Source organism: Pseudomonas sp. ICMP 460 (assembly GCF_002723595.1).
Classification (GTDB): Bacteria; Pseudomonadota; Gammaproteobacteria; order Pseudomonadales; family Pseudomonadaceae; genus Aquipseudomonas; species Aquipseudomonas kitaguniensis.
Genome location: NZ_LKBR01000012.1, coordinates 1 through 23,461 on the forward strand (window position 1 = coordinate 1; position 23,461 = coordinate 23,461).

22 protein-coding genes are annotated in these 23,461 nt (G+C 59.2%); 8 read left to right on the forward strand and 14 right to left on the reverse strand.

Features of this window, described 5'->3' with window-relative positions; genetic code table 11:
- Nucleotides 1-846 precede the first annotated feature (846 nt).
- The 9 genes from msrQ to mrcB form a co-directional block, all read right to left on the reverse strand.
- Nucleotides 847-1,467, reverse strand: a complete 621-nt coding sequence (gene msrQ, locus AO240_RS09845) for a protein-methionine-sulfoxide reductase heme-binding subunit MsrQ (RefSeq protein ID WP_099236386.1) — start codon at nt 1,465-1,467, stop codon at nt 847-849.
- The gene (gene msrP, locus AO240_RS09850; protein ID WP_099236387.1) at nt 1,467-2,480 is read right to left on the reverse strand and encodes a protein-methionine-sulfoxide reductase catalytic subunit MsrP; all 1,014 of its coding nucleotides are present in this window, start codon (nt 2,478-2,480) and stop codon (nt 1,467-1,469) included. Before msrP ends, msrQ begins: the two co-directional genes overlap by 1 nt.
- A gap of 63 nt (nt 2,481-2,543) precedes the next feature.
- Entirely contained in the window at nt 2,544-3,401 is an 858-nt protein-coding gene (gene pssA, locus AO240_RS09855; protein WP_058412517.1) for a CDP-diacylglycerol--serine O-phosphatidyltransferase, read from the reverse strand.
- 145 nt (nt 3,402-3,546) lie between these two features.
- Nucleotides 3,547-4,563 (reverse strand): ketol-acid reductoisomerase, encoded by a 1,017-nt coding sequence (ilvC, locus tag AO240_RS09860; RefSeq protein ID WP_007948647.1) that lies wholly within the window; start codon nt 4,561-4,563, stop codon nt 3,547-3,549.
- Nucleotides 4,564-4,610: 47 nt separating this feature from the next.
- Nucleotides 4,611-5,102 (reverse strand): acetolactate synthase small subunit, encoded by a 492-nt coding sequence (gene ilvN / locus AO240_RS09865; RefSeq protein WP_003176102.1) that lies wholly within the window; start codon nt 5,100-5,102, stop codon nt 4,611-4,613.
- A 2-nt stretch (nt 5,103-5,104) separates the two neighbouring features.
- Nucleotides 5,105-6,829 carry an acetolactate synthase 3 large subunit gene (locus AO240_RS09870; RefSeq protein ID WP_058412584.1) on the reverse strand — a complete coding sequence of 575 codons (1,725 nt, stop codon included), beginning with the start codon at nt 6,827-6,829 and terminating at the stop codon, nt 5,105-5,107.
- Between the two features lie 431 nt (nt 6,830-7,260).
- Nucleotides 7,261-7,590: a YqcC family protein gene (locus AO240_RS09875; RefSeq protein ID WP_099236388.1), complete on the reverse strand. Its 330-nt coding sequence runs from the start codon at nt 7,588-7,590 to the stop codon at nt 7,261-7,263.
- The gene (locus tag AO240_RS09880; RefSeq protein WP_099236389.1) at nt 7,590-8,324 is read right to left on the reverse strand and encodes a M48 family metallopeptidase; all 735 of its coding nucleotides are present in this window, start codon (nt 8,322-8,324) and stop codon (nt 7,590-7,592) included. Before AO240_RS09880 ends, AO240_RS09875 begins: the two co-directional genes overlap by 1 nt.
- A 16-nt stretch (nt 8,325-8,340) precedes the next feature.
- The gene (gene mrcB, locus AO240_RS09885; protein ID WP_099236390.1) at nt 8,341-10,665 is read right to left on the reverse strand and encodes a penicillin-binding protein 1B; all 2,325 of its coding nucleotides are present in this window, start codon (nt 10,663-10,665) and stop codon (nt 8,341-8,343) included.
- 118 nt (nt 10,666-10,783) lie between these two features.
- On the opposite strand from mrcB, the gene AO240_RS09890 reads away from it, so the two are divergent.
- The 3 genes from AO240_RS09890 to AO240_RS09900 all read left to right on the forward strand — a co-directional run bounded on the left by AO240_RS09890 (nt 10,784) and on the right by AO240_RS09900 (nt 13,251).
- The gene (locus AO240_RS09890) at nt 10,784-12,340 is read left to right on the forward strand and encodes a bifunctional aminoglycoside phosphotransferase/ATP-binding protein (RefSeq protein ID WP_099236391.1); all 1,557 of its coding nucleotides are present in this window, start codon (nt 10,784-10,786) and stop codon (nt 12,338-12,340) included.
- A gap of 92 nt (nt 12,341-12,432) precedes the next feature.
- The gene (locus tag AO240_RS09895) at nt 12,433-12,777 is read left to right on the forward strand and encodes a pentapeptide repeat-containing protein (protein ID WP_099236392.1); all 345 of its coding nucleotides are present in this window, start codon (nt 12,433-12,435) and stop codon (nt 12,775-12,777) included.
- A 201-nt stretch (nt 12,778-12,978) separates the two neighbouring features.
- Complete coding sequence (locus AO240_RS09900; protein WP_099236393.1) at nt 12,979-13,251, forward strand: TfoX/Sxy family protein; 273 nt, start codon at nt 12,979-12,981, stop codon at nt 13,249-13,251.
- 243 nt (nt 13,252-13,494) lie between these two features.
- Here the strand turns inward: AO240_RS09900 and AO240_RS09905 are convergent, their stop codons facing one another.
- The 3 genes from AO240_RS09905 to AO240_RS09915 are packed head-to-tail and all read right to left on the reverse strand — an operon-like array spanning nt 13,495 to nt 16,174.
- Nucleotides 13,495-14,262, reverse strand: a complete 768-nt coding sequence (locus AO240_RS09905) for a heme ABC transporter ATP-binding protein (RefSeq protein WP_099236394.1) — start codon at nt 14,260-14,262, stop codon at nt 13,495-13,497.
- Nucleotides 14,262-15,299, reverse strand: coding sequence for an iron ABC transporter permease (locus AO240_RS09910; RefSeq protein WP_099236395.1), 1,038 nt, complete (start codon nt 15,297-15,299; stop codon nt 14,262-14,264). The genes AO240_RS09905 and AO240_RS09910 overlap by 1 nt, the downstream gene beginning before the upstream one ends.
- On the reverse strand, nt 15,296-16,174 hold the full coding sequence (locus tag AO240_RS09915; RefSeq protein WP_099236396.1) for a hemin ABC transporter substrate-binding protein: 879 nt from the start codon (nt 16,172-16,174) through the stop codon (nt 15,296-15,298). Before AO240_RS09915 ends, AO240_RS09910 begins: the two co-directional genes overlap by 4 nt.
- Before the next feature lie 156 nt (nt 16,175-16,330).
- Between AO240_RS09915 and AO240_RS09920 the strand changes: the two genes are divergently transcribed.
- Complete coding sequence (locus AO240_RS09920) at nt 16,331-16,648, forward strand: Rieske 2Fe-2S domain-containing protein (protein ID WP_099236397.1); 318 nt, start codon at nt 16,331-16,333, stop codon at nt 16,646-16,648.
- On the opposite strand, the gene sfsA is transcribed toward AO240_RS09920, so the two are convergent.
- Nucleotides 16,645-17,358, reverse strand: a complete 714-nt coding sequence (sfsA, locus tag AO240_RS09925; RefSeq protein WP_099236398.1) for a DNA/RNA nuclease SfsA — start codon at nt 17,356-17,358, stop codon at nt 16,645-16,647. The genes AO240_RS09920 and sfsA overlap by 4 nt on opposite strands.
- Nucleotides 17,358-18,530 (reverse strand): pyridoxal phosphate-dependent aminotransferase, encoded by a 1,173-nt coding sequence (locus AO240_RS09930; RefSeq protein WP_099236399.1) that lies wholly within the window; start codon nt 18,528-18,530, stop codon nt 17,358-17,360. Before AO240_RS09930 ends, sfsA begins: the two co-directional genes overlap by 1 nt.
- A gap of 319 nt (nt 18,531-18,849) precedes the next feature.
- Here AO240_RS09930 and dksA point away from each other — a divergent pair, with 319 nt between their 5' ends.
- From dksA to AO240_RS09950, 4 genes are all read left to right on the forward strand, one after another.
- Complete coding sequence (gene dksA, locus AO240_RS09935) at nt 18,850-19,290, forward strand: RNA polymerase-binding protein DksA (RefSeq protein WP_058412530.1); 441 nt, start codon at nt 18,850-18,852, stop codon at nt 19,288-19,290.
- 84 nt (nt 19,291-19,374) lie between these two features.
- On the forward strand, nt 19,375-20,262 hold the full coding sequence (gene gluQRS / locus AO240_RS09940; RefSeq protein WP_099236400.1) for a tRNA glutamyl-Q(34) synthetase GluQRS: 888 nt from the start codon (nt 19,375-19,377) through the stop codon (nt 20,260-20,262).
- 62 nt (nt 20,263-20,324) lie between these two features.
- The gene (locus tag AO240_RS09945; RefSeq protein ID WP_003176118.1) at nt 20,325-20,501 is read left to right on the forward strand and encodes a hypothetical protein; all 177 of its coding nucleotides are present in this window, start codon (nt 20,325-20,327) and stop codon (nt 20,499-20,501) included.
- Nucleotides 20,485-23,439, forward strand: a complete 2,955-nt coding sequence (locus AO240_RS09950; RefSeq protein ID WP_172979438.1) for a sensor histidine kinase — start codon at nt 20,485-20,487, stop codon at nt 23,437-23,439. Before AO240_RS09945 ends, AO240_RS09950 begins: the two co-directional genes overlap by 17 nt.
- Nucleotides 23,440-23,461: the final 22 nt, after the last annotated feature.

Genomic DNA, 23,461 nt, shown 5'->3' on the forward strand with positions numbered 1-23,461 from the left:
GTTAGGCCTGCCGCCAGCGTTCAATCTGAGCCATGATCAAACTCTTCAGTTCAAACATCTTTGGGTTTTTAAGAAACCCTAAACTTGGCTCAGCAATCGTTGGTTACATCTTTGATTTCTCGCTGAGTAACTTGTGATGCTGATAATCTTGTTGACTATCAGTCTGACTCCACAAGCACCCACACGAATTGCTTGATTCAGTTGTTAAAGAGCGAGAGTAACTTGTGATGCTGATAATCTTGTTGACTATCAGTCTGACTCCACAAGCACCCACACGAATTGCTTGATTCAGTTGTTAAAGAGCGGTTGGTTAAGATCTTTCGTCTCAACCGAGGCGCGCATTCTACAGCAGCCTCATTTGCTGTCAAGTGATTATTTTCAGAAGTTTTCGAAGAATTCTTCAACAACTTCAACCACTTGCGCTTCCGATCTCTCGTTAGCGGGAGGCGAATTCTACAGCGTTACACGCTGCTGTCAACACCTCTTTTTCTCCACTTCCGATCTCTCGTTAGCGGGAGGCGAATTCTACAGCGTTACACGCTGCTGTCAACACCTCTTTTTCTCCGCTTTCGACCGAGAAGATCGAAACGCTAATAGAGCCAAACAACACTGCTCTACCAACTCCTTCTGGGCTTCGATGAACTGAAGCAACTCGCTGTCGAATCTCGCATAACTCTTTGTTTACCAAGGAGTTTTCCGTTTCGACTGCGCCGGAAGACTTCGATGAACTGAAGCAACTCGCTGTCGAATCTCGCATAACTCTTTGTTTACCAAGGAGTTTTCCGTTTCGACTGCGCCGGAAGTGGGGCGAATTATAGACTTCCAGAATCTGCCGTCAAGCATTAATTACGCTTTTGTTGCAGAAGGTGGTTTTTTAGCAATAAGGCGCGGGATTCGACGCATAACCGGGGGCAAACGCAGCACCAGAAGCAGCGCGCCTATAGATGCATAGATAGCCCACTCCTTCAGGTCAGCCCGCACGATCCACAGCATATGCAGCAAACCCAGCCCAAGAATCACATAGATCAGGCGGTGCAGCTTCTTCCAGCGGCTGCCCAGCCGACGCTGGCTATAGCGATTAGACGTTACCGCCAGCACCAGCAGCGACAGGAAACCTAATGCACCCACAATAATGTAAGGCCGCTTGCGCAGCTCCACCCCAAGCTGAGACCAGTCCAACCCAAGGACAAACACGCAATAGCCCGCCAAGTGCAGCACTGCATAGGCAAAACACCACAAGCCCAATTGCCGGCGCACCGCGATCCACCCCGCCCAACCGCTGAGTTTTTGCAGCGGCGTCATTCCCAAGGTGATCAGCAGCAGAATCAAGGTGCCCAAGCCGAGCCGATCAACCAGCACTTTTCCCGGATCAGGCCCCAGGGCAGAACTCCACGCTTCATAAAGCCACCAGCATGGCCATATTGCCGCTGCGATAAAGACGCCAATCCGCCAAATCGGGTAACGCATCAGTAATTCTTCCGCAGATCGAGGCCTGTATAGAGAGAAGCGACTTCATCCGAGTAGCCATTGAACATCTGCGTCTCACGCACATTTGGGCTGAACAGGCCACTCGGCAGACGGCGTTCCCGCGCCTGGGTCCAGCGAGGGTGATCGACCGTAGGGTTTACGTTCGCATAAAACCCGTACTCATCCGCCGCAATGCTCTGCCAAGTGGTTTTCGGCTGCTCGCTCACAAGGCTGATGCGCACAATCGACTTCACACTCTTGAAACCATATTTCCACGGCACCACCAGACGCAAAGGCGCGCCATTCTGGTTAGGCAGCTCGCGCCCGTACATGCCAACAGCGAGGATCGCCAAAGGATTCATCGCCTCATCAAGACGCAACCCTTCTATATAGGGCCAGTCAATCAAGCCAAAGCTGGAGCGCTGCCCCGGCATGCTTTTAGGGTCCTGCAGGGTTTCAAACCGGATGTATTTGGCTTTGGAGGTCGGCTCAACCTGCTTGAGCAAGGCAGAAATGGGAAAACCCATCCAGGGAATGACCATTGACCACGCCTCAACGCAGCGCAAACGGTAGATCCGTTCTTCCAACTGATAAGGCTTCATGAAGTCTTCCAGAGCGTAACGCCCAGGTTTGCCCACCTCGCCATCTATCACAACACTCCAGGGTTCGGTTTTGAGTGAACCCGCATTCGTCGCCGGGTCGCCCTTGCCTGTGCCGAACTCGTAGAAGTTGTTGTAGTGGGTCGCGTCCTTGAATGGAGTGATGGCCTCGTCTTTCACCGTTACCGCCTGCCATTTTGTGCTCGGCAGTTTTTCGGCAAACCATTTCGGCGCGTTACCCGGCTCGACATCCGCATAACGTGCAGCATCGTCAGCACTGGCCAGGCGTGGCAAGGCACTGGCGGCAATACCGGCAAGTGCGCCACCGAGCAGGCTACGTCGAGAGAGATAAAAAGATTCAGGCGTGACATCCGATTCATGACAATCGGACGCTTTGGGGATTTTGATTAACATGGCAACTCCGCAGCATTGGAGGACTGATGCACCAATAGACTGCGGAGTATGGATGAAATTACATTAAGGCAATGTTTTGTCCCGGCGCAGATGCAGCAAGTACTGAACCGGCCCAGACGCGGCGTAGACCAGGAAAGCCAGCAGCAAAATACGCGGCGGATCACTGAACACGACCGCGAACACCAGCACCACTACCAGGATCGCCACAAAAGGCACGCGCCCCTTGAGGTCTAACTCCTTGAAACTGTTGTACTTGATGTTGCTGACCATCAGCATGCCGGCCGCCGCAACCATCAAGGCCACCAGGAATGACATCTTCGAACCCTGGATGCCGTAGTCACTGAACGCCCACACGATACCCGCCACCACTCCCGCAGCAGCCGGGCTGGCAAGACCAATGAAATAACGCTTGTCGGCAGTGCCAACCTGGGTATTGAAGCGCGCCAGGCGCAACGCGGCGCCCGCGACATAGATGAAGGCGACCATCCAGCCGACTTTGCCCATATCCCCCAGCGCCCAGGCGAAGGCCAGCAATGCGGGTGCGACACCAAAGGCAACCATGTCCGACAGGGAGTCGTACTCGGCACCGAAGGCACTTTGGGTATTGGTCATACGTGCCACACGGCCATCAAGGCCGTCGAGCACCATGGCGACGAAAATTGCGATGGCGGCAAACCCGAAATACTTGCTTGCGCTGACCGCATCTCCCGCTGCCAAAGCGCTTTGAGCGCTCATGGAGTTGATGATGGAGTAGAAGCCGGCAAACAGGTTCGCGGTAGTGAACAGGTTGGGCAGAAGATAGATGCCACGATGCCGGACCTTGCGGCCTTCCGCGTCATGCCCGTCTTCGACATGTTCATCGATCGGCAGCAGGCTTTCGGCGTCATAAGCCTGGCGTGGCTCTTCGGGACGTTCGGTCATGGACTTTACCTTGCAACGGTGTGAAAAAAATTCGACAGATACTTGCGACGCGCGTTCGCCCGCAAACGATGCAGCTTTATACCAGAACCCGCCTCTCAAACGAAAAAACGCGGCCTAAGCCGCGTTTTCCGTTGATGCGTACGACTTAGTTTTTGGCTTTGTCGACGATCTTGTTGGCACCGATCCAAGGCATCATGGAGCGCAGTTGCTCGCCGATGATTTCGATACCGTGAGCGGCGTTGTTACGACGCTTGGCGGTCATCGAAGGGTAGCCGGTAGCGCCTTCGCTGATGAACATTTTGGCGTATTCGCCGTCCTGAATACGTTTCAGGGCGTTGCGCATAGCCTGACGGGACTCGGCGTTGATCACTTCCGGGCCAGTCACGTACTCGCCGTATTCGGCGTTGTTGGAGATCGAGTAGTTCATGTTGGCGATACCGCCTTCGTACATGAGGTCGACGATCAGCTTCAGTTCATGCAGGCATTCGAAGTAGGCCATTTCTGGCGCGTAGCCTGCTTCAACCAGGGTTTCGAAACCGGCTTTGACCAGCTCAACGGTGCCGCCGCACAGAACGGCTTGCTCGCCGAACAGGTCGGTTTCAGTTTCGTCCTTGAAGGTGGTTTCGATGATGCCGGTACGACCGCCACCCACGCCGGCGGCGTAGGACAGTGCAACGTTTTTGGCGTTGCCCGACGCGTCCTGGTAGATCGCGATCAGGTCAGGGATACCGCCGCCTTTGACGAACTCGGAACGCACGGTGTGGCCCGGTGCTTTCGGCGCGATCATGATCACGTCGAGGTCGGCGCGCGGAACAACCTGGTTGTAATGAATCGCGAAGCCGTGGGAGAAGGCCAGGGTGGCGCCTTTCTTGATGTTCGGCTCGATTTCGTTCTTGTACAGCGCGGACTGGAACTCGTCCGGGGTCAGGATCATGACCAGGTCGGCAGCCGCAACGGCGGAAGCAACGTCAGTCACTTTCAGGCCATGGGCCTCAGCCTTGGCAACCGTGGCCGAGCCTTTACGCAGGCCAACAGTCACGTCAACGCCGGAATCTTTCAGGTTGCAAGCTTGCGCGTGGCCCTGGGAGCCGTAGCCGATGATGGCGACTTTTTTGCCCTGGATGATCGACAGGTCACAATCTTTTTCGTAATAAACTTTCATGAGGTTCCTCTATATATCCAGGCCGTAAGGCCATTCACTAATTTGGGTTAGATGCTGAGTACTTTGTCGCCACGGGCAATCCCGGTGACACCACTGCGTACGGTTTCCAGAATCGAGGCCGTCCCGATCGACTGGATGAAGCTGTCCAGCTTGTCGCTTGTACCGGTCAGTTGAACGGTATAAACGCTGGCGCTCACATCGACGATCTGCCCGCGATAAATATCGGTCGTGCGTTTGATCTCGGCACGCTGGGCGCCCGTGGCTTTAACCTTGACCAGCATCAGCTCGCGCTCGATGTGGGCACTTTCCGACAGGTCGACCAGCTTGACCACTTCGATCAGCTTGTTGAGGTTCTTGGTGATCTGCTCGATCACCTCATCATGACCCACGGTGGTCAACGTCAGGCGCGACAAGGTCGGGTCTTCGGTCGGGGCCACGGTCAGGCTTTCGATGTTGTAGTTGCGTTGCGAAAACAGGCCGACAACACGAGACAGAGCGCCGGGTTCGTTCTCCAGAAGCAGGGAGATAATGTGCCGCATGATTAAGTACGCTCCGTCTTGTTCAGCCACATGTCGCGCATAGAGCCGTCTTTGATCTGCATCGGGTAGACGTGCTCGCTGGTGTCTACCTGAATATCCAGGAACACCAGGCGGTCCTTCATGGCGAACGCCTCTTCCATCTTCGGCTTCAGATCTTTCAAATCGGTGATACGCATGCCGACGTGGCCATAGGCTTCAACCAATTTGACGAAATCCGGCAGCGACTCCATGTAGGAATGGGAGTGACGGCTACCGTAGCTCATGTCCTGCCACTGGCGAACCATGCCCAGCACGCCGTTGTTCAAGCAGACGATCTTCACCGGAAGACCGTACTGCAAGCAGGTCGACAGTTCCTGGATGTTCATCTGGATACTGCCTTCGCCGGTCACGCACGCAACGTCGTTGTCGGGGAAGTTCAGCTTCACACCCATGGCCGCCGGGAAACCAAAGCCCATCGTGCCCAGGCCGCCGGAGTTGATCCAGCGGTTAGGTTTGTCGAACCTGTAGTACTGCGCGGCGAACATCTGGTGCTGGCCCACGTCGGAGGTCACAAAGGCGTCGCCCTTGGTCACTTCGCACAGGGTTTCGATCACGGTTTGTGGCTTGATGATGCTGCCGTCGCCCTTGTCGTAAGGGAACAGGCCACGGTCACCGCGCCATTCGTCGATCTGCTTCCACCAGCTGGCAACGGATTCCTTGTTCGGCGCCTCGCCAATGTCCTTGAGTGCAGCGACCATTTCAGTCAGCACGCTCTCTACAGGCCCAACGATCGGCACGTCGGCCTTGATGGTCTTGGAGATGGACGCCGGGTCGATGTCGATGTGGATGATCTTGGCATTCGGGCAGAACTTGCTCGCGCCGTTGATCACACGGTCATCAAAACGCGCGCCCACGGCCAGAATCACGTCAGCGTGGTGCATGGCCAGGTTGGCGGTGTAGCTGCCGTGCATGCCAAGCATGCCGACGAACTGACGATCCGTGCCCGGGAATGCGCCTAGGCCCATCAAGGTGTTGGTGACCGGCAGGTTAAGCAGTTTGGCCAATTCGGTCAGCGGCGCTGAACCGCCACCCAGAATCACCCCACCACCCGAGTACAGCACTGGGCGCTTGGCCGCCAGCAGCATTTCTGCCGCCTTGCGGATTTGCCCCGAGTGCCCACGAACGGCCGGGCTGTAGGAGCGCAGCTTGGCTTTCTTCGGGAAGATGTATTCGAATTTTTCAGCCGGGTTGGTCATGTCTTTCGGGATGTCTACGACCACAGGGCCCGGGCGACCGGACTGTGCGAGGTAGAACGCCTTTTTCATGACTTCCGGGATTTCCGACGCATGCTTGATCATGAAGCTGTGTTTCACGATCGGCCGGGAAATACCGATCATGTCGGTTTCCTGGAACGCGTCGGTACCGACCATGGTACTTGCCACTTGGCCGGAAATGATCACCATCGGAATGGAGTCCATATACGCAGTCGCGATGCCGGTAATGGCATTCGTTGCGCCAGGGCCGGACGTTACCAGTACCACACCGGCTTTACCGGTGGCACGGGCGTAACCGTCAGCCATATGGGTTGCGGCCTGTTCGTGGCGAACCAGGATGTGGGTAACAGCCGGTTCCTTGAACAGTGCGTCGTAAACATGCAGCAGAGCACCACCTGGGTACCCGTAGATATAGTCGACGCCTTCGTCACGCAAAAAGCGGACGAGCATCTCACCGCCAGATAAAAGCTCCACGTTGTTCACCTCTAAAACGCCAGAATACCGTCCGTTAAAAACCGACGGGTCTTAATAGGTTTACTTCTCAACAGAGCATGAGCGACGGTGGTCGCCGACTACGTCAGCACTGACTGAGCAAGTATTGGGATCGTCCCAAGTGTTGCGGGCTTTTCCCACCCAGCGCGAGGTAACGCGTTGCGGGTGTTACAGGTCGGCGCGGATGTGCGCCTCATGATCTGCTGAGCGGGCCTGCTTCTGGCAGTCCCGATACAGCGGACTTTGGATTCTTCTGTTTCAGGCCGTTCAAGTCAAGCAATAATTGCGCTTTTTTCCAACTAAGCGCATCAGAACGTAGAAGAAAGGGCTTTGAGGAGGGATAAAACTCGCCTGAATGTCGTCAAGCGGTAGAAATGTGCGCAAGACTGCCGGAAAAACCGGCAGTCAGGCAATTAACGAGCGTCGACGATCAGTTGGTCGAACTTTTTCAGCGCATTACGCAAACCAAGGCTTTGCAACGGCCGGTCGGCGTAGACCATCTCGGCCATCTCCATAATCCCCGAGGCATTCGGCAATGGCAGATCATGTTCGAGGATCTGCTTCATGCGCACCAGGAAAATCCATTGCAGCCACTGGTGAAAGTCCAGGGTATCCACCGCAAACGGCTCGACGCTGGCGAGCGCTTCGGCGCTGGGGGACACGTCGTCCCACCAGCCCTGCAGGCGCAGTTCGCGCTCGATCAGCAATAACTGTTCGGCAATCGCGGGCAACCGTGCATCCATCAGAGGCTGACCTTGGCTTTTTGCCGAGCTTGCGCGGCACCGGCGGCGTCGCCCTGTGCGGCACGCGCATCACCAATCAATGCCCAAAGGTTGGCTTGCAGGTCCGGGCGGCCATTGGCCAGGCTCAGGCCACGCCGGGCAAACTGCTCGGCTTGCGGCGCATCACCCTGGGCCAGGCGCACTTGGGCCAGGCGATATAGCACTTGTGGCTCGCGAGGCGCCACGCGCTGAGCGCGCTCAAGGCTCGACGACGCGCCGTTCAAGTCACCACCGGCCTGCTGCTGCTGGGCGGTAGTGAGCAAAGACAGCACCGGGCCATCCAGTTGCTCGTCAGCCGACAGGCCACCCGCACTGGACGAAGACGGAATACCGCTCGGCGTCGACGGCATGTTGTAGGTGCCCTGATTGACCGGCGCTGTTTGAACCGGCGCAGTGTTGATCGGCCCCGAGGTGCTTGGCCCTGGGGTCCACGGCTCAGAACTGATCGGCGCGGCAGCGGCAGCCCCACCGCCCGGCACCATCACCACCACACCCGAATCCTGCGGCATGGCTTGAGGTGTGGCTTGGGCAGGACGCTTGACCACGGTCTGACGGAAACCGCCGTTGGCCGAGATGCGGTCGTTATTCGAGACAGCCGAACTCGAATCCACCACAGGGATCGAGCCGCGCTGCACGCTGGCGCAACCGTTGAGCAAAGCCAGAGCTGTAATAGCTGGAATCCACCACTTGTTCACTTGAAACCCTCTTTGCTTAATTCATCCAGCCCTTGACCCAATCCATCACCGATTCCGCGTCAGCGGGGGCACTGCCACCGCACGCGGCGCCGGGTGGTGGCTCGCTGCCGCGAATATACGGCATCTGTACCGCGCCGGGGCAGTTGGCATCGGAGCCCTGCCCCGTGTGCGGATCAATCCAGGCCTGCACGATGTTATCCGGCTGCGGCATGTTCAGCGGCAGCGGGTCGGCTTTGCGCATAAAGCTGGTCCAGACCTGCAACGCACCCGTCGCACCGGTGAACGGCGTCTTGCCATTGTCGTCGCGGCCCAGCCATACCACGGCCAGCACATCCTGGCCGAAGCCTGCGAACCAACTGTCACGCGAATCGTTACTGGTACCGGTCTTGCCCGCGAGTGTCAGGTTCGCCGGCAGCACGCTGTAGACCGAGCGCCCGGTGCCTTCACGCATCACGCGTTGCATGGCGTTCTGGATCAGGTAGATGGAGCCCGCATCAAAACGTTGCTGAATCTGGAACGGATAACGCTTGAGCGGCTCGCCCTCGGCGGTCAGCACGCTGCGAATGCCGCGCATCGGTGTATTAAAACCACCGTTGGCGAGCGTCTGGTACATCGTCGCCACTTCCATCGGGGTCATGGCGCCAGCGCCCAACAGCATCGATGGGAACGCCGGGAAATCACGGTTGATGCCCAGGCGCCCCAAGGTTTTCAGCACATTCGGCACCCCCACTTCAAGCCCAAGGCGCGAGGTGGAGATGTTGTAGGAATGCGCCAGGCCCTGATACAGGAAGACGGTGCCGTGCGAGCGTCGATCAAAGTTCTGCGGCGTCCACACTTGGCCGTCTGCACCTTTGACCGACAGCGGGTCATCCGAGAGCCAACTGGTCAGCGTATATTTGCTCGGTTTTTCCAGGGCCGTCAGGTACACCGCCGGCTTAACCAGCGAGCCGATTGGCCGTACCGCATCCAGCGCGCGGTTGAAACCGGCGAAACTGGCCTGACGGCTGCCGATCATGGCCTGCACTTCACCGGTTTCCGGGTTGGTCACAACCATGGCCGCTTCTACTTCGTCGGAGCCTTTACGGCCCGTCAGGCGCTTGAAGGTGTCATTGACCGACGCTTCGGCTTTCATCTGCAAAATCGGGTCGAAGCTGGTGAAGATCCGCAGGCCTTCTTCGGTCAAGTCCTCGTCGCGGTAGTCTTCACGCAGTTGACGCTTGACCAGGTCGATAAAGCCCGGGAACGAGCTGTCGGCCAGCTTGCCGCGAGTGGTTACACCCAGTGGCATTTTTTTCGCGGCCGCCACTTGCTCGGCAGTGGCCACGCCTTGCTGCTCCAGCACGTCCAGCACCAGGTTACGCCGTTCGAGCGCGCGCTCCGGGTTGCGACGCGGGTTGTAATACGACGGCCCCTTGACCATCCCGACCAGCAGCGCGACTTGGTGCAATTTCAACTCGGACAATGGCTGGCCAAAGAAGAACTGACTGGCCAAACCGAAACCGTGCACGGCGCGCTGGCCATCCTGACCGACGAATACCTCGTTGAGGTACGCCTCAAGGATTTCCTGCTTGCTGTAATGCAACTCCAGCAGCATGGCCATCATGGCTTCGGTGAGCTTGCGGGTCAGGCTGCGTTCGTTGGTCAGGTAGAAGTTCTTGACCAATTGTTGCGTCAGCGTGCTGCCGCCCTGAGTCATCCTGCCGCCGGAGGTGTTAACCCAGAGGGCGCGGGCAATCGATTTGGGTGAGACGCCCCAGTGGCTGTAGAAATCGCGGTCTTCAACCGCCACCAGGGTTTCGAGCAAGTACGGAGGCACCTGATCAAGCTTGATCAGGATGCGATCTTCAAGGTTTTTCGGGTAAATGCCGCCGATCATCAACGGTTCCAAGCGCACCACGGGCAGCTTAGAACCATTCAGCGACGACAGCTCGGCGACGTAATCGCCAGAGAAGCGCACGCGCACCGGCTGGGCTTTTTCCAGGCCTTCATAGAACTGGAAGCCACGGGTGTTCAGGTCGACGGTATTGCCGCTGACGGCCGCAGAGCCCGGGCCATTGCTCACGGGTTCGCGGCGATAGCCCAAGGCGTCGAGCTCGGTGAGGAAGTCATCCTTGCTCAGCTTTTGGCCGGTGAACAGTTCCAACGGGCGTGCGTACACTTTGGCCGGAATGGTCCAGCGCTTGCCGGAGAACTTCTCCTGCACCACAGCGTCGAGGTACACCGCGAAGCCTGCGAGCACTACAAGGCCCACCAGGCCGAGCTTGAGCGCCCAGCCCAGCCACGGGCGCAGGCCACGCGAAGGAGGTTTTTTACGGGAACGGGGAGATCGGGTTCGAGTCATGGCGGCGGATTATACGCACTTTATTGCTGATCAACATGAGCCGGACAGCGGTTTGCACGACCGGTTGTAACCGCCATAATGCACGCCATGATTTCCCCCAGACTTTGAAGGATCGCCCGTGAGCCAGTCCCTGATCGCTGCCCTGCAAAACCCGGCTTTGTATCCCCATCCGGTTGAAGCGTTTCAAGTCATCGAGACGCATATTTCGTGGGTCATCCTGACGGGTCCCTTCGCTTATAAATTGAAGAAACCGATGAACTTCGGTTTTCTGGATTTTACCGACTTGAGTGATCGCGGCCACTTCTGCAACGAAGAGCTGCGCCTCAACCAGCGCCTGACCGAAGATTTGTACCTTGAAGTGTTGCCGATTACCGGCACTGCCCAAGCGCCACAATTGAATGGCGAAGGCCCGGCGATCGAGTACGCGCTCAAAATGCGCCAGTTCCCGCAAAGCCAACTGCTCAGCACGTTGCAAGCCAATGGCGAACTGACCAGTGCGCACGTCGATGAACTGGCCAAACAGATTGCTCACTTCCACCTGACCGCGCCCAAGGTGCCGCAGGAACACGCGGCCGGCACGCCGGACGAGGTCATGGCGCCGGTCCGCCAGAATTTTGATCAGATCCGCCCGTTCCTCAGCGACAAGGCCGACCTGGCCCAGTTGGAGGCGCTGCAAGCCTGGGCTGAAAGCAGCTTCGAACGCCTTAAGCCGTTGCTGGCACAGCGCAAGCTGGACGGTTTCACCCGCGAATGCCATGGCGATATTCATTTGGGCAACGCGACGCTGATCGACGGCCACGTCGTGATCTTCGACTGCATCGAATTCAACGAGCCGTTCCGCTTTACCGATGTCTACGCCGACAGTGCGTTCCTGGCGATGGACCTGGAAGACCGCGGCCTTAAGTCTCTGGCGCGCCGCTTTATCAGCCAATACCTGGAACTGACCGGCGACTACCAGGGCCTTGAAGTGCTCAACTTCTATAAAGCCTACCGCGCGCTGGTACGCGCCAAGGTGGCGTTGTTCAGTATGCCGAGCGAAGCCAGCCCGGTGGAGCGCGCCACTACCCTGCGCCAGTACCGCAACTACGCCAACCTGGCTGAAAGCTATAGCACTATTCCCTCACGCTTCCTGGCAATTACCCACGGTGTATCAGCCGTCGGCAAGAGCCACGTGGCCATGCGCATGGTCGAAGCATTGGGCGCCGTACGCTTGCGTTCGGATGTGGAACGCAAGCGCCTGTTTGGCGAGCAGCCTGTCGAAAACACGCCACAGGCCGGCATCTATACCGCCGACGCCAGTGCTGCGACCTACGCCCGCCTGAACGAAATTGCCGACAGCGTATTGCGCGCCGGCTACCCGGTGGTGCTGGATGCCACCTTCTTGAAACGCGAGCAACGCGACGAAGCCGCCAAGATTGCCGAGGCCACCGGCGCGCCCTTCCTGATCCTGGATTGCAACGCACCACAGGCCGTTATCGCCAGTTGGTTGGCACAGCGTCAGGCAGATAAAAACGATCCGTCCGACGCGACCTTGACGGTTATCGAAGCGCAGCAGGCCAACCGCGATGCGCTGTCGGCGGAAGAACTGCTGCTGAGCAAACGTGTCGAAACCAATGAAAGCGGAACCCTCGACGCCTTGGTTGCACACATTCGCCAACGCCTGCCGGGCCTGTAAAAAATATTTTCTGGTCGTGTCACCGACTTCGGTGCACGACCGAGAAAATATGCCACCATAGTGACATCATCCTTAAAGCAGGAGTCGTCGTCATGAGTCAGCCAAAGCTTCTTGATACACCGCTCTACGCACTCCTGCACAAGGACGATGTTCGCGGCTTCAACCAGCAGCGCCCCAAAGACGGCACTATCGACATGCGCGGTGGCGACTTCCGCGGGCTCGACCTGCGTGAACTGGATGCCACCGGTGTGGACTTCACCGACGCCTACTTTCGCTCCGCCGACCTGCGTGGCCTGGACTTGCGCGGCTGCTCACTGGAAGGCGCCAGCCTGGCTCACGCGCAAATCTCCGGCACCTACTTTGCGCCTGAGCTGACTGCAGACGAGATTCTGATGTCGGTTAATTTCGGCACTCGCCTGCGCTACCGCACCAAGTAACCTCACGCCCCCAACGCTTGGTACGCGCCCGCGTGCCGGGTGTTCTCTGCCTGCCTGTGGTCAAACGCCCCAGCGATTCTTATAGCTTTTCAGCCGTTACTGACCAAAGAACTACACTTTTCCTGCTGAGCGCTACACTCCTTTTCAGGCTTGCCTGGTCACGATACCCACCGCACCCTTCGGCCGTCGCATGGAGGCTTGATGAACGATGAGCTGCAACACCTGAAAAACCTTGGCAAGACGTCGGCTCAATGGCTGCACGCCGTGGGCATCCACAGCGCATCCGACCTGCGCCGCCTGGGGGCGGTGGATGCCTATAGAGCCGTGCGCATGCGCGGGTTCCGCGCATCCAAAGTACTGCTGTATGCCATTGAAGGCGCGCTGATGAATGTGCATTGGAACGACCTTCCTACAGAGCGCAAGGAAGCACTGAACCGCCAGCTGGAGGCAATTTCAGCGCGGCAAAAGAATTAGATCAGCAGTAACACCCAACGTTTACGGGATTTCGTACGAGTGTTTGAGAAAACCGGCAGCGCACGCAAAAACAAATGTTGACTCTCAAATGAGAATCGTTATGATTATCACAGCTGGTCGCGAGATCAGCCGATAACTGAAAGACCATTGGTTCGGACTCTCAGATTATCTCCTCATCAGGCTAATCACGGTTATTTGACCCGGCTCTTGCCGGGTCTTTTTTTGCCTGTGAAAAAGCGCGTCTCAGCGCGCGATAATCAGCGGGTGCCCGCGTTCCGGATGCGGTTGTACCAGCACATCCAAACCAAACACGGCCTTTAACGGCTCAGGTCGCAACACCTTTGCCGGCGTATCCAGCGCGTGTGGGCGCCCATCTTCCAGCAACAGGATGCGATCACAGTAGCGAGCCGCCAGATTCAGGTCATGCAGGATCACCAACACCGCAGCGCCTCTGTCGGCAAAACTGCGGATGGCTTGCAAGGTGGTGTGCTGATGCAAAGGGTCAAGCATTGAGGTCGGCTCATCCAGCAGCAATGTCTGCCCTGTTTCGCCTGGCCATAACTGCGCCAGCACCCGCGCCAGGTGCACGCGCTGACGCTCGCCGCCGGACAGCGCCAGGTAACTGCGACCACTCAAGTGCGCCACATCCGCAGCTTGCAGCGCCGCGTGAATAATTTCGTCATCACGCACGCGACCGGTTTGATGCGGCAAGCGCCCCATGCCGACGACTTCTTCCACACGGAACGCGAAGTCCAGGGTCGAGGTTTGCGGCAACACCGCCAAGCGTTGCGCACGCTGCACGCCGCTCCAACTTTTCAGCGCGTGCTGGTCCAGCCACACCTCGCCCTGATCCGGCTGCAATTCGCCGCAGAGTGCACCGAGCAACGTGCTTTTGCCTGCGCCGTTAGGCCCCAAAACCCCGAGCATTTCGCCCGGCAACAGGTCCAGGTCGACATTCGCCAACACAACCTTGCGCCCTCGACGGATCTGCAGCGCTTCGACTCGCAGCATTAGGCGCGCCCTCGCAGCAACAAAAACAGAAAAAACGGCGCGCCAATAAACGCCGTCACAATGCCAATTGGCAATTCCGCAGGCGCCAGTGCCAAGCGCGCCACCAGGTCAGCAAACAACAACAGACTTGCCCCCGCCAACACCGAAGCCGGAAGCAGTACCCGGTGGTCCGGCCCCGCCAGCAGCCGCACCAGATGCGGCACCACCAACCCGACAAAACCGATCATGCCTGCCGCCGCCACTGCCGCGCCCACACCCAGCGCGGTACAAAACACCAATTCGCGCTTGAGCCCTTCCACATTGACGCCAAGGTGACTGGCTTCAGACTCACCCAGCAACAATGCATTCAGCGCTTTGGCCCGGCGCGGCAACCACAGCGCCACCCCGGCGCTGACCAGCAGCAACGGCCACAACCGCGAATAGCTCGCACCGTTGAGGCTGCCCAGGTTCCAGAACGTCAGGGTGCGCAAGGTGGCGTCGTCGGCCAAATAGGTAAACAGGCCCACCGCCGAACCGGCGAGCGCGGTGAGGGCGATGCCGGCCAGCAGCATCGTCGCCACGTTGGTCTGGCCATTGCGGCGCCCCAGGCGATAGACCAGCGCCGTTACCCCAAGCCCACCGAGAAACGCACACAACGACAACAAGTACGGCCCGAGCGCCTCCGGCAACCCACCCAATAAAGAACCGCCGACAATCGCCACCGCCGCCCCGAGCGCCGCGCCGCTGGACACACCGACCAAACCGGGGTCCGCCAGCGGGTTGCGAAACAAGCCCTGCATCGCCACGCCCGACAACGCCAGTACGCCACCGACGGCTAGGCCCAGCAACGTGCGCGGCAGGCGAATTTGCCCAAGGATCAGTTCGGCCTGCTCCAGGCCTTGCGCCTCAATCGGCACACCCATCAAGCGCAAGGCCGCGCGCAACGTATCCAGCAGCGGCAGGCTGACCGGCCCTAACGCCAACGACAGCCAAATCGCCAAGACACACAGCAGCGTCAGCCCGATAAACAGCGTTTTGGGTTTAACCAGAGTGGTCATGGGGCAGTTTTAGCCAGGGACGGATAAAACCCGGCAGACAGTTGCACCAGACTTTGCGGCAATCGCGGCCCCAGCCCGCCGACCAGCAGGGTTGGGTCCAGCTCGAACACCCGGCCATTTTTGGCCGCAGGCGTTAACGCCAACATCGGGTTTTCCTTGAGCAACGCCGCCCGCGCCGCATCACCCGTCAGCGCACGGTCAGCAAACACCAACACATCAGGGCTTAGCCCGGCCAACGACTCCACCGAAAACGGTTTGTAACCGGTGTGAGTCGCCAAGTTGCGCCCGCCCGCCTGCCGCACTATCCAGTCAGCCGCCGTGTCTTTACCGGCTATCAGCGGCTTGCCACCCGCGTGGCCCAGCACCAACAGCACGCCCGGCGCCTTTTCGGTTGCCTGAGCTTTGGCGAGCCAACGTTGTTGCTGTTCAAGTGCCTGTTCATATTCAGTAAACAATTCGTCGGCCTTGGCCTGATTGCCGAGTAATTTGCCCAAATGCTGCAAGGTGCCCTTCAAGGTCGCAAGGTCCGGCTGGGCCGAGAACATTTCCACCTGCACACCCGCGCCACGAATCTGCGCCAGCACCGGTGGCGGCCCCATCTCTTCAGTGCCTACCAAAATTTGCGGGCGCAGGCTGAGGATGCCCTCGGCGGACAACTGCCGCTGATAACCAATGCTCGGCAACGCTTTTAGCGACTCCGGGTGCTGGCTGGTGGTATCGACCCCCACCAACTTCGACTCACCGCCCAAGGCCGCCACCCATTCCGATAACGCCCCACCGGCACTGACCCAGCGTTGTGGCAGTTCAGTGGCATTTGCCGCGTGGTTGATCAGCAGTGCGGCAACGAGCGCGATAGCGCTGGTACTCAGGCGCATAACAGGGTTTCCTTCCAGGGGCAGGGCCACTCAAGCACTCGTCGATGTGACAGATAACACCTGACTGGCATCGTAGTGAGCGCCCGATCAGCTAACGAGCGAAGCCTGCATTTGATAATTGTTTGCATTTGAACGTCAAGGCACTTAAGGATTGATATGAAGTTTCTCTGCCCCGCAGACGCCCTCGCGCCCAACACCAGCCGCGGATTCGAGATCGACGGCTGCAAACTGCTCGCCGTGCGCAGGGACGGCGTTGCCTACTTCTATATCAACCGCTGCCCGCATCGCGGTATCCCGCTGGAATGGCAACCCGACCACTTCCTCGACACCAGCGCCAGCCTGATCCAGTGCGCTACCCACGGCGCACTGTTTTTGATCGAGAGCGGCGAATGCATTGCCGGCCCTTGCGCGGGCAAAAGCCTCATCGCCCTGCCCGGCCGCGAAGACGAACACGGCTTGTGGGTTGAACTCTAGTCGCCGATCAGCACATCCAGGCGACGCTCGACGTACATTTCTTCAGGCGTAACCCGCACACCGTAGGCCAACACCTCCACACCGGCGGCCTTGGCCTCGCGCAACGCAGCAGCGTAACCGGCGTCTATTTCCACCGCCGGCCGCACCGCCTCGATCCCCGACAGACACACGCAATACAACTGCACCGCCCGCACACCGTCGCGCGCCAAGTGCGCCAGTTCGCGCAAGTGCTTGGCGCCGCGCTGGGTCACGGCGTCGGGGAACGCAGCGACTGCCGTGCCATCGAAACCCAGCGTCACGCTTTTAACTTCGACATACGCCGAGCCCTGCGGGTACTCCAGGCGAAAGTCGATGCGGCTGTTTTCCTGGCCGTAGGGCACTTCGCGCTTCAAGGCGGTAAAGCCGTTGAGCTCGGTGATCACCCCGGCGCGCAATGCTTCCTCAACCAGTTGATTGGCGCGCGCCGTGTTAACGCACGCCAGCCGGCCTTGCGGCGTTTCGGCGATTTCCCAAGTGCCCGGCAGCTTGCGCTTGGGATCATCGGAACGGCTGAACCAGACCTGGCCGCCTTCCACCATACAGTTGAGCATCGAGCCGGTGTTGGGGCAGTGAATTGTCAGTAACTCGCCGGTCACGGTTTCGATATCGGTGAGGAAGCGTTTGTAGCGGCGAATCAGCCGTGCTTCTTCGAGGGGAGGATGAAAGCGCATCAGCCTTGCCAGCTCCGTAAGCCACGGGCGATTCGGTCCACCGCCTCCTGTAGTCGATCAAGGTTTTGCGTGTAGGCAAACCGCACGTGGTGACCGGCCTGATAGCGGCCGAAATCCAGCCCTGGCGTGAAGGCCACGTGCTCGGTTTCGAGAAAATGGCGGCAGAACGCGAAGGCATCGCCGCCGAACGCGCTGATATCGGCATACAAGTAGAACGCGCCCTCGGGCTCCACGGCAATGCCGAAGCCCAACTCGCGCAAGGCTGGCAGGAGGAAATCGCGACGACGGCCGAACTCGGCGCGGCGTGCTTCCAGAATGCTCAGGGTTTGCGTGGTGAAGCAAGCCAGTGCCGCGTGCTGGGCCATGCTCGGCGCACTGATGTAGAGGTTTTGCGCGAGCTTTTCCAATTCGCTCACAGCAGCGGGCGGCGCAACCAGCCAGCCGAGGCGCCAACCGGTCATACCGAAATACTTGGAAAAACTATTTAATACGAAAGCATCGTCGTCGACTTCCAGCACGCTGGTGGCGTCGGTGCCGTAGGTGAGGCCGTGGTAGATCTCATCCACCACCAAGTGGCCGTTTCGCGCCTTGATTGCACTCGACAAGCCCGCCAATTCGTCGCGCGTGAGCAGGGTGCCGGTCGGGTTGGCAGGCGACGCAATCAACGCGCCCACGCTGTGCCGGTCCCAGTGCTTGGCAACCAGCTCGGCGGTCAATTGGTAGCGCACCTCAGGGCCTACCGGCACCAATTGCGCCGCGCCTTCCACCAACCGCAGGAAATGGCGGTTACACGGGTAGCCTGGGTCCGCCAACAGCCAGTGTTTGCCGGGGTCGACCAACAAACTCGTGGCCAGCAACAATGCGCCGGAGCCGCCGGGCGTGATCAGGATGCGCTCAGGGTCTACGTTCAGGCCATAGCGCTGCTGATAAAACCCGCTGATCGCCTGGCGCAGCTCCGGCAAACCGCGCGCGGCGGTGTAGCGGGTCTTGCCGTTAGCCAATGCCGCCTGACCGGCCTGAATGATCGGCTCGGCCGTGGTGAAATCCGGCTCGCCGATTTCCAGGTGGATCACATCATGGCCGGCCGCTTGCAGCTCATTGGCGCGCGCCAGCAACGCCATGACATGAAAAGGTTCGATGGCGCGACTGCGCGCACTGTAGGGCTGAGCCATTAGCCTTCCTTAACGGTGAGGACAAAATTCGGATTCTACCGAACCCTCGCGGTAAAACATGCTCTATTGCCTGCTCGGCCAGGTATATGGCTCGGGCAAGTGCGTGCAAAACGACTAAAATCAACATTCGAGACGCTACATAACCAGCCGTGGCGGGCTGTCTTTGTTTGCAACCTGTTTGCTGTGGCCGTCGACAACCGGGAGTGGCGCACCCCGAATCTATCTGGTAAGTTCGCCCGCTTGCAGCCGCAGGGCCGGCAGGTGTCGGTGACGTTGCAATCCTGCGCAATGGATTAGAAGAGTGAGAGGCGGTCTATTCATGTCCACCCAAGCAAAGCAACAGCAGCAGAGCCTCAGCGGCTTCACACCTTACGTTGAAACGAAGGGTGAGGAGTACATGGGTAAACCCATGCGCCAGCACTTCACCAAGATCCTGCACAAGTGGAAGCAGGACTTGATGCAAGAAGTCGACCGTACGGTTGATCACATGAAGGACGAAGCCGCCAACTTTCCGGACCCGGCAGACCGTGCCAGCCAGGAAGAGGAATTCGCCCTCGAACTGCGTGCGCGTGATCGCGAGCGCAAGCTGATCAAGAAAATCGACAAAACGCTGCAACTGATCGAAGACGAAGAATATGGCTGGTGCGAATCCTGCGGCGTCGAGATTGGTATTCGTCGCCTGGAAGCCCGCCCTACCGCGGACCTGTGCGTAGACTGCAAGACCTTGGCTGAAATCAAGGAAAAACAGGTCGGCAAGTAATCCTGTCGAGCTGAACGAATGGGGCGTGCAAACGCCCCATTTTTGTTTCTGGCGTTTAGCGATTTTCCAGTAGTATCCGGCCCCATGACAGCCTCCTCCTATATCGGGCGTTTCGCCCCCACGCCCAGCGGCCACTTGCACTTCGGCTCACTGGTCGCTGCCCTCGCCTCCTACCTCGACGCCCGTGCCAACCATGGCCGCTGGCTGATGCGCATGGAAGACCTCGACCCGCCCCGCGAAGCACCCGGCGCCCAAGCGGCGATCCTGCACGCGCTGGAAAGCTACGGCTTTGAATGGGACGGTGAAAGGGTTCTGCAAAGCGAGCGGCATGAGGCCTACGCCGACGTACTCAACAGCCTGTTCAACCACGGCCTGGCGTACGCCTGCACTTGCTCGCGCAAACAGCTCGAACCTTACAACGGCATTTACCCTGGGCTGTGCCGTAATGCCGGGCACGCTCAGCACAATGCGGCTATCCGCTTGCGCGTGCCCGAGCTGGATTACCACTTTACCGACCGCGTACAGGGCGAATTCCGACAGCATCTGGGCCGCGATGTGGGCGATTTTGTCATCCGTCGCCGCGACGGCTTCTATGCCTACCAACTGGCCGTGGTGCTCGACGATGCCTGGCAAGGTGTGACCGACATCGTGCGCGGCGCCGACTTGCTCGACTCCACGCCACGCCAGCTTTACCTGCAAGAGTTGCTGGGCCTGCGCCAACCGCGCTATTTGCACGTACCACTGATCATCCAGCCGGACGGCAACAAGTTGGGCAAATCCTACCGTTCCCCGCCGTTGACACCGGACCACGCCACGCCTTTGCTAGTGAGAGCATTGCGCGCCCTCGGCCAGCAACCCGGCGACGAACTGCTGCATGCCAGCCCACGTGAACTACTGGATTGGGGCATCCGGCACTGGGATGCTTTGCTGATCCCGCGCACACTGACGCTGGCCGAGGCGCAGTTGAGTTGAACGTGCTTGCAGCTTCCCAGCCATCCGTTACCATCGCCGCAGTTTTTTAATCAGAGGCCAACATGTACATCTATCGATTGGTCCTGCTGCTGGTCGTCGGGATTTACCTGTTTTCTCCCGCCATCATGGATTGGTGGATCGACGCCACGGGCGCCTGGTATCGCCCGTATCTGCTGTGGCTGATCCTGATCGTCGTGACCTTCATCCTGCAGAGCCAAAAAGATGCCGATGAGCTTTAGCCTCACCCAGATGCTGCTGATCAGCGCCGCCTACCTGGCTGCACTGTTCGGCGTGGCCTGGATCAGTGAGCGCGGAATGATTCCGCGGGCGATCATTCGCCATCCGTTGACCTACACATTGTCACTGGGCGTGTATGCCAGTGCCTGGGCGTTTTATGGCACGGTGGGCCTGGCGTATCAGTACGGTTACGGCTTTCTGTCCAGCTACCTTGGGGTGTCCGGCGCGTTCCTGCTGGCGCCGGTGTTGCTGTACCCGATTCTTAAGATCACCCGCACGTATCAATTATCGTCCCTCGCGGACCTGTTCGCCTTTCGCTTTCGCAGCACTTGGGCCGGCGCGCTGACCACGATTTTCATGCTGCTCGGCGTTTTACCGCTGCTGGCCCTGCAGATTCAGGCAGTGGCCGACTCCATCAGCATCCTGACCCGCGAGCCGGTGCAGCACCGCGTCGCCCTGGCCTTTTGCGCGCTGATTACCCTGTTCACGATTTTCTTCGGCTCACGCCATATCGCTACGCGCGAGAAACACGAAGGCCTGGTGTTTGCGATTGCCTTCGAGTCGGTGATCAAGCTGATCGCCATCGGCGGCGTCGGCCTGTATGCGCTGTACGGCGTGTTCGACGGCCCGCAACAGCTGGAACTGTGGCTGCTGCAAAACCAGACCGCCCTCGCCGCCTTGCACACGCCGTTGCAGGAAGGTCCATGGCGCACGCTGCTGCTGGTGTTCTTCGCCTCGGCGATTGTGATGCCGCACATGTATCACATGACGTTCACCGAGAACCTCAACCCGCGCTCATTAGTGAGCGCAAGCTGGGGCTTGCCGCTGTTCCTGCTGCTGATGAGCCTGGCAGTGCCGCTGATTCTGTGGGCCGGTCTCAAGCTGGGCGCGACCACCAACCCCGAATATTTCACGCTCGGCGTGGGCATTGCCGCCAACAGCAAATCCCTGGCGTTGCTGGCGTATGTCGGCGGTTTGTCGGCGGCCAGCGGGTTGATCATTGTCACCACGCTGGCGCTCTCGGGCATGGCGCTTAACCACTTGGTACTGCCGCTGTATCAGCCGCCCGCAGAGGGCAACATTTACCGCTGGCTGAAATGGACGCGCCGCGCGCTGATCGTCGCAATCATCATGGCCGGTTACGGTTTTTACCTGCTACTGGGCGCCGGGCAAGACTTGGCCAACCTCGGTATCGTCGCCTTTGTCGCCACCTTGCAGTTCCTGCCGGGCGTGTTGTCGGTGCTGTACTGGCCGACCGCCAACCGGCGCGGTTTTATCGCCGGGCTGCTGGCCGGCATCCTGGTGTGGGTTGTGACCATGCTGCTGCCGCTGGTCGGCAACCTGCAGGGTTTCTACATTCCGTTGCTGAACATGATCTACGTGCTGGACGACACCAGTTGGCACATGGCGGCGATTGCGTCGCTGGCTGCCAACGTACTGATGTTCACCTTGATCTCGCTGTTCACCAACGCCAGCCCCGAAGAAACCAGCGCCGCCGAAGCCTGCGCGGTGGACAACGTGCGCCGCCCGCAACGCCGCGAGCTGCATGCCGCTTCACCGCAGGAATTTGCCACGCAACTGGCCAAACCGCTGGGCGCGAAAGCCGCGCAAAAGGAGGTCGAACAAGCGCTGCGCGACCTCTACCTGCCGTTTGACGAGCGCCGCCCGTACGCGCTGCGCCGCCTGCGCGACCGTATCGAAGCCAACCTGTCCGGCCTGATGGGGCCAAGCGTGTCGCAAGACATGGTGGAAACGTTCTTGCCTTACAAGGCTGGCGGCGAAAACTACGTCACCGAAGACATCCATTTTATCGAGAGCCGGCTGGAGGATTACCACTCACGCCTGACCGGCCTCGCCGCCGAACTCGATGCGTTGCGCCGCTACCATCGCCAGACCCTGCAGGAACTGCCGATGGGCGTGTGTTCCCTGGCCAAGGACCAAGAGATTTTGATGTGGAACAAGGCCATGGAAGAACTCACCGGCATCGCCGCGCAGCGGGTGGTGGGTTCGCGCCTGAATACGTTGGGCGACCCGTGGAAAGAGCTGTTGCAAGGCTTTATCAACCTGCCCGATGAGCATTTGCACAAACAGCACCTGGCGCTCGACGGCCAGACCCGCTGGCTCAACCTGCACAAGGCGGCGATCGACGAGCCGCTGGCGCCCGGTAACAGCGGCCTGGTGTTGCTGGTGGAAGACTTGACCGACACGCAAATGCTCGAAGACAAGCTGGTGCACTCCGAGCGCCTGGCCAGCATTGGCCGCCTGGCAGCGGGTGTGGCGCATGAGATCGGCAACCCGATTACCGGTATCGCCTGCCTGGCGCAGAACCTTCGGGAAGAGCGCGAAGAAGACGGCGAAATCATCGAAATCAGCGGGCAAATCCTTGAGCAGACCAAGCGTGTTTCACGCATCGTGCAGTCGCTGATGAGCTTTGCACATGCCGGCGCCCATCAGAATCAGGCTGAAGCGGTGTGCCTGGCCGAAGTGGCGCAGGATGCGATTGGGCTGCTGGCCTTGAACCGGCGCAATTTCGAGGTACAGTTCTTTAACCTGTGCGACCCGGACCACTGGGTCGACGGCGATTCACAACGCCTTGCCCAAGTGCTGATCAACCTGCTGTCCAACTCGCGCGACGCCACGCCGGCCGGTGGCGCGGTAAGGGTCAAGACCGAGGCTTTCGAGCACACGGTCGACCTGATCGTTGAAGATGAGGGCAGCGGAATTCCACAAAACATCATGGACCGGTTGTTCGAACCGTTCTTCACCACCAAGGACCCGGGCGAAGGGACAGGTCTGGGCCTTGCACTGGTCTATTCCATCGTTGAAGAGCATTATGGACAAATCACCATCGACAGCCCGGCTGACACCGAAAGCCAACGCGGCACCCGTATTCGGGTGACTTTGCCGCGTCATGTCGAAGCGACGTCCGCTGTGAACTGAGACCGTCGAGAGAGTTGAATCA

What these genes read in the sequence shown, in the direction of transcription:
- msrQ (WP_099236386.1), bottom strand. Translation starts at nt 1,467, where the DNA reads ATGCGTTACCCGATTTGGCGGATTGGCGTCTTTATCGCAGCGGCAATA.
- msrP (WP_099236387.1), bottom strand. Translation starts at nt 2,480, where the DNA reads ATGTTAATCAAAATCCCCAAAGCGTCCGATTGTCATGAATCGGATGTC.
- pssA (WP_058412517.1), bottom strand. Translation starts at nt 3,401, where the DNA reads ATGACCGAACGTCCCGAAGAGCCACGCCAGGCTTATGACGCCGAAAGC.
- ilvC (WP_007948647.1), bottom strand. Translation starts at nt 4,563, where the DNA reads ATGAAAGTTTATTACGAAAAAGATTGTGACCTGTCGATCATCCAGGGC.
- ilvN (WP_003176102.1), bottom strand. Translation starts at nt 5,102, where the DNA reads ATGCGGCACATTATCTCCCTGCTTCTGGAGAACGAACCCGGCGCTCTG.
- AO240_RS09875 (WP_099236388.1), bottom strand. Translation starts at nt 7,590, where the DNA reads ATGGATGCACGGTTGCCCGCGATTGCCGAACAGTTATTGCTGATCGAG.
- mrcB (WP_099236390.1), bottom strand. Translation starts at nt 10,665, where the DNA reads ATGACTCGAACCCGATCTCCCCGTTCCCGTAAAAAACCTCCTTCGCGT.
- AO240_RS09895 (WP_099236392.1), top strand. Translation starts at nt 12,433, where the DNA reads ATGAGTCAGCCAAAGCTTCTTGATACACCGCTCTACGCACTCCTGCAC.
- AO240_RS09900 (WP_099236393.1), top strand. Translation starts at nt 12,979, where the DNA reads ATGAACGATGAGCTGCAACACCTGAAAAACCTTGGCAAGACGTCGGCT.
- AO240_RS09905 (WP_099236394.1), bottom strand. Translation starts at nt 14,262, where the DNA reads ATGCTGCGAGTCGAAGCGCTGCAGATCCGTCGAGGGCGCAAGGTTGTG.
- AO240_RS09910 (WP_099236395.1), bottom strand. Translation starts at nt 15,299, where the DNA reads ATGACCACTCTGGTTAAACCCAAAACGCTGTTTATCGGGCTGACGCTG.
- AO240_RS09915 (WP_099236396.1), bottom strand. Translation starts at nt 16,174, where the DNA reads ATGCGCCTGAGTACCAGCGCTATCGCGCTCGTTGCCGCACTGCTGATC.
- AO240_RS09920 (WP_099236397.1), top strand. Translation starts at nt 16,331, where the DNA reads ATGAAGTTTCTCTGCCCCGCAGACGCCCTCGCGCCCAACACCAGCCGC.
- sfsA (WP_099236398.1), bottom strand. Translation starts at nt 17,358, where the DNA reads ATGCGCTTTCATCCTCCCCTCGAAGAAGCACGGCTGATTCGCCGCTAC.
- AO240_RS09930 (WP_099236399.1), bottom strand. Translation starts at nt 18,530, where the DNA reads ATGGCTCAGCCCTACAGTGCGCGCAGTCGCGCCATCGAACCTTTTCAT.
- dksA (WP_058412530.1), top strand. Translation starts at nt 18,850, where the DNA reads ATGTCCACCCAAGCAAAGCAACAGCAGCAGAGCCTCAGCGGCTTCACA.
- gluQRS (WP_099236400.1), top strand. Translation starts at nt 19,375, where the DNA reads ATGACAGCCTCCTCCTATATCGGGCGTTTCGCCCCCACGCCCAGCGGC.
- AO240_RS09945 (WP_003176118.1), top strand. Translation starts at nt 20,325, where the DNA reads ATGTACATCTATCGATTGGTCCTGCTGCTGGTCGTCGGGATTTACCTG.
- AO240_RS09950 (WP_172979438.1), top strand. Translation starts at nt 20,485, where the DNA reads ATGCCGATGAGCTTTAGCCTCACCCAGATGCTGCTGATCAGCGCCGCC.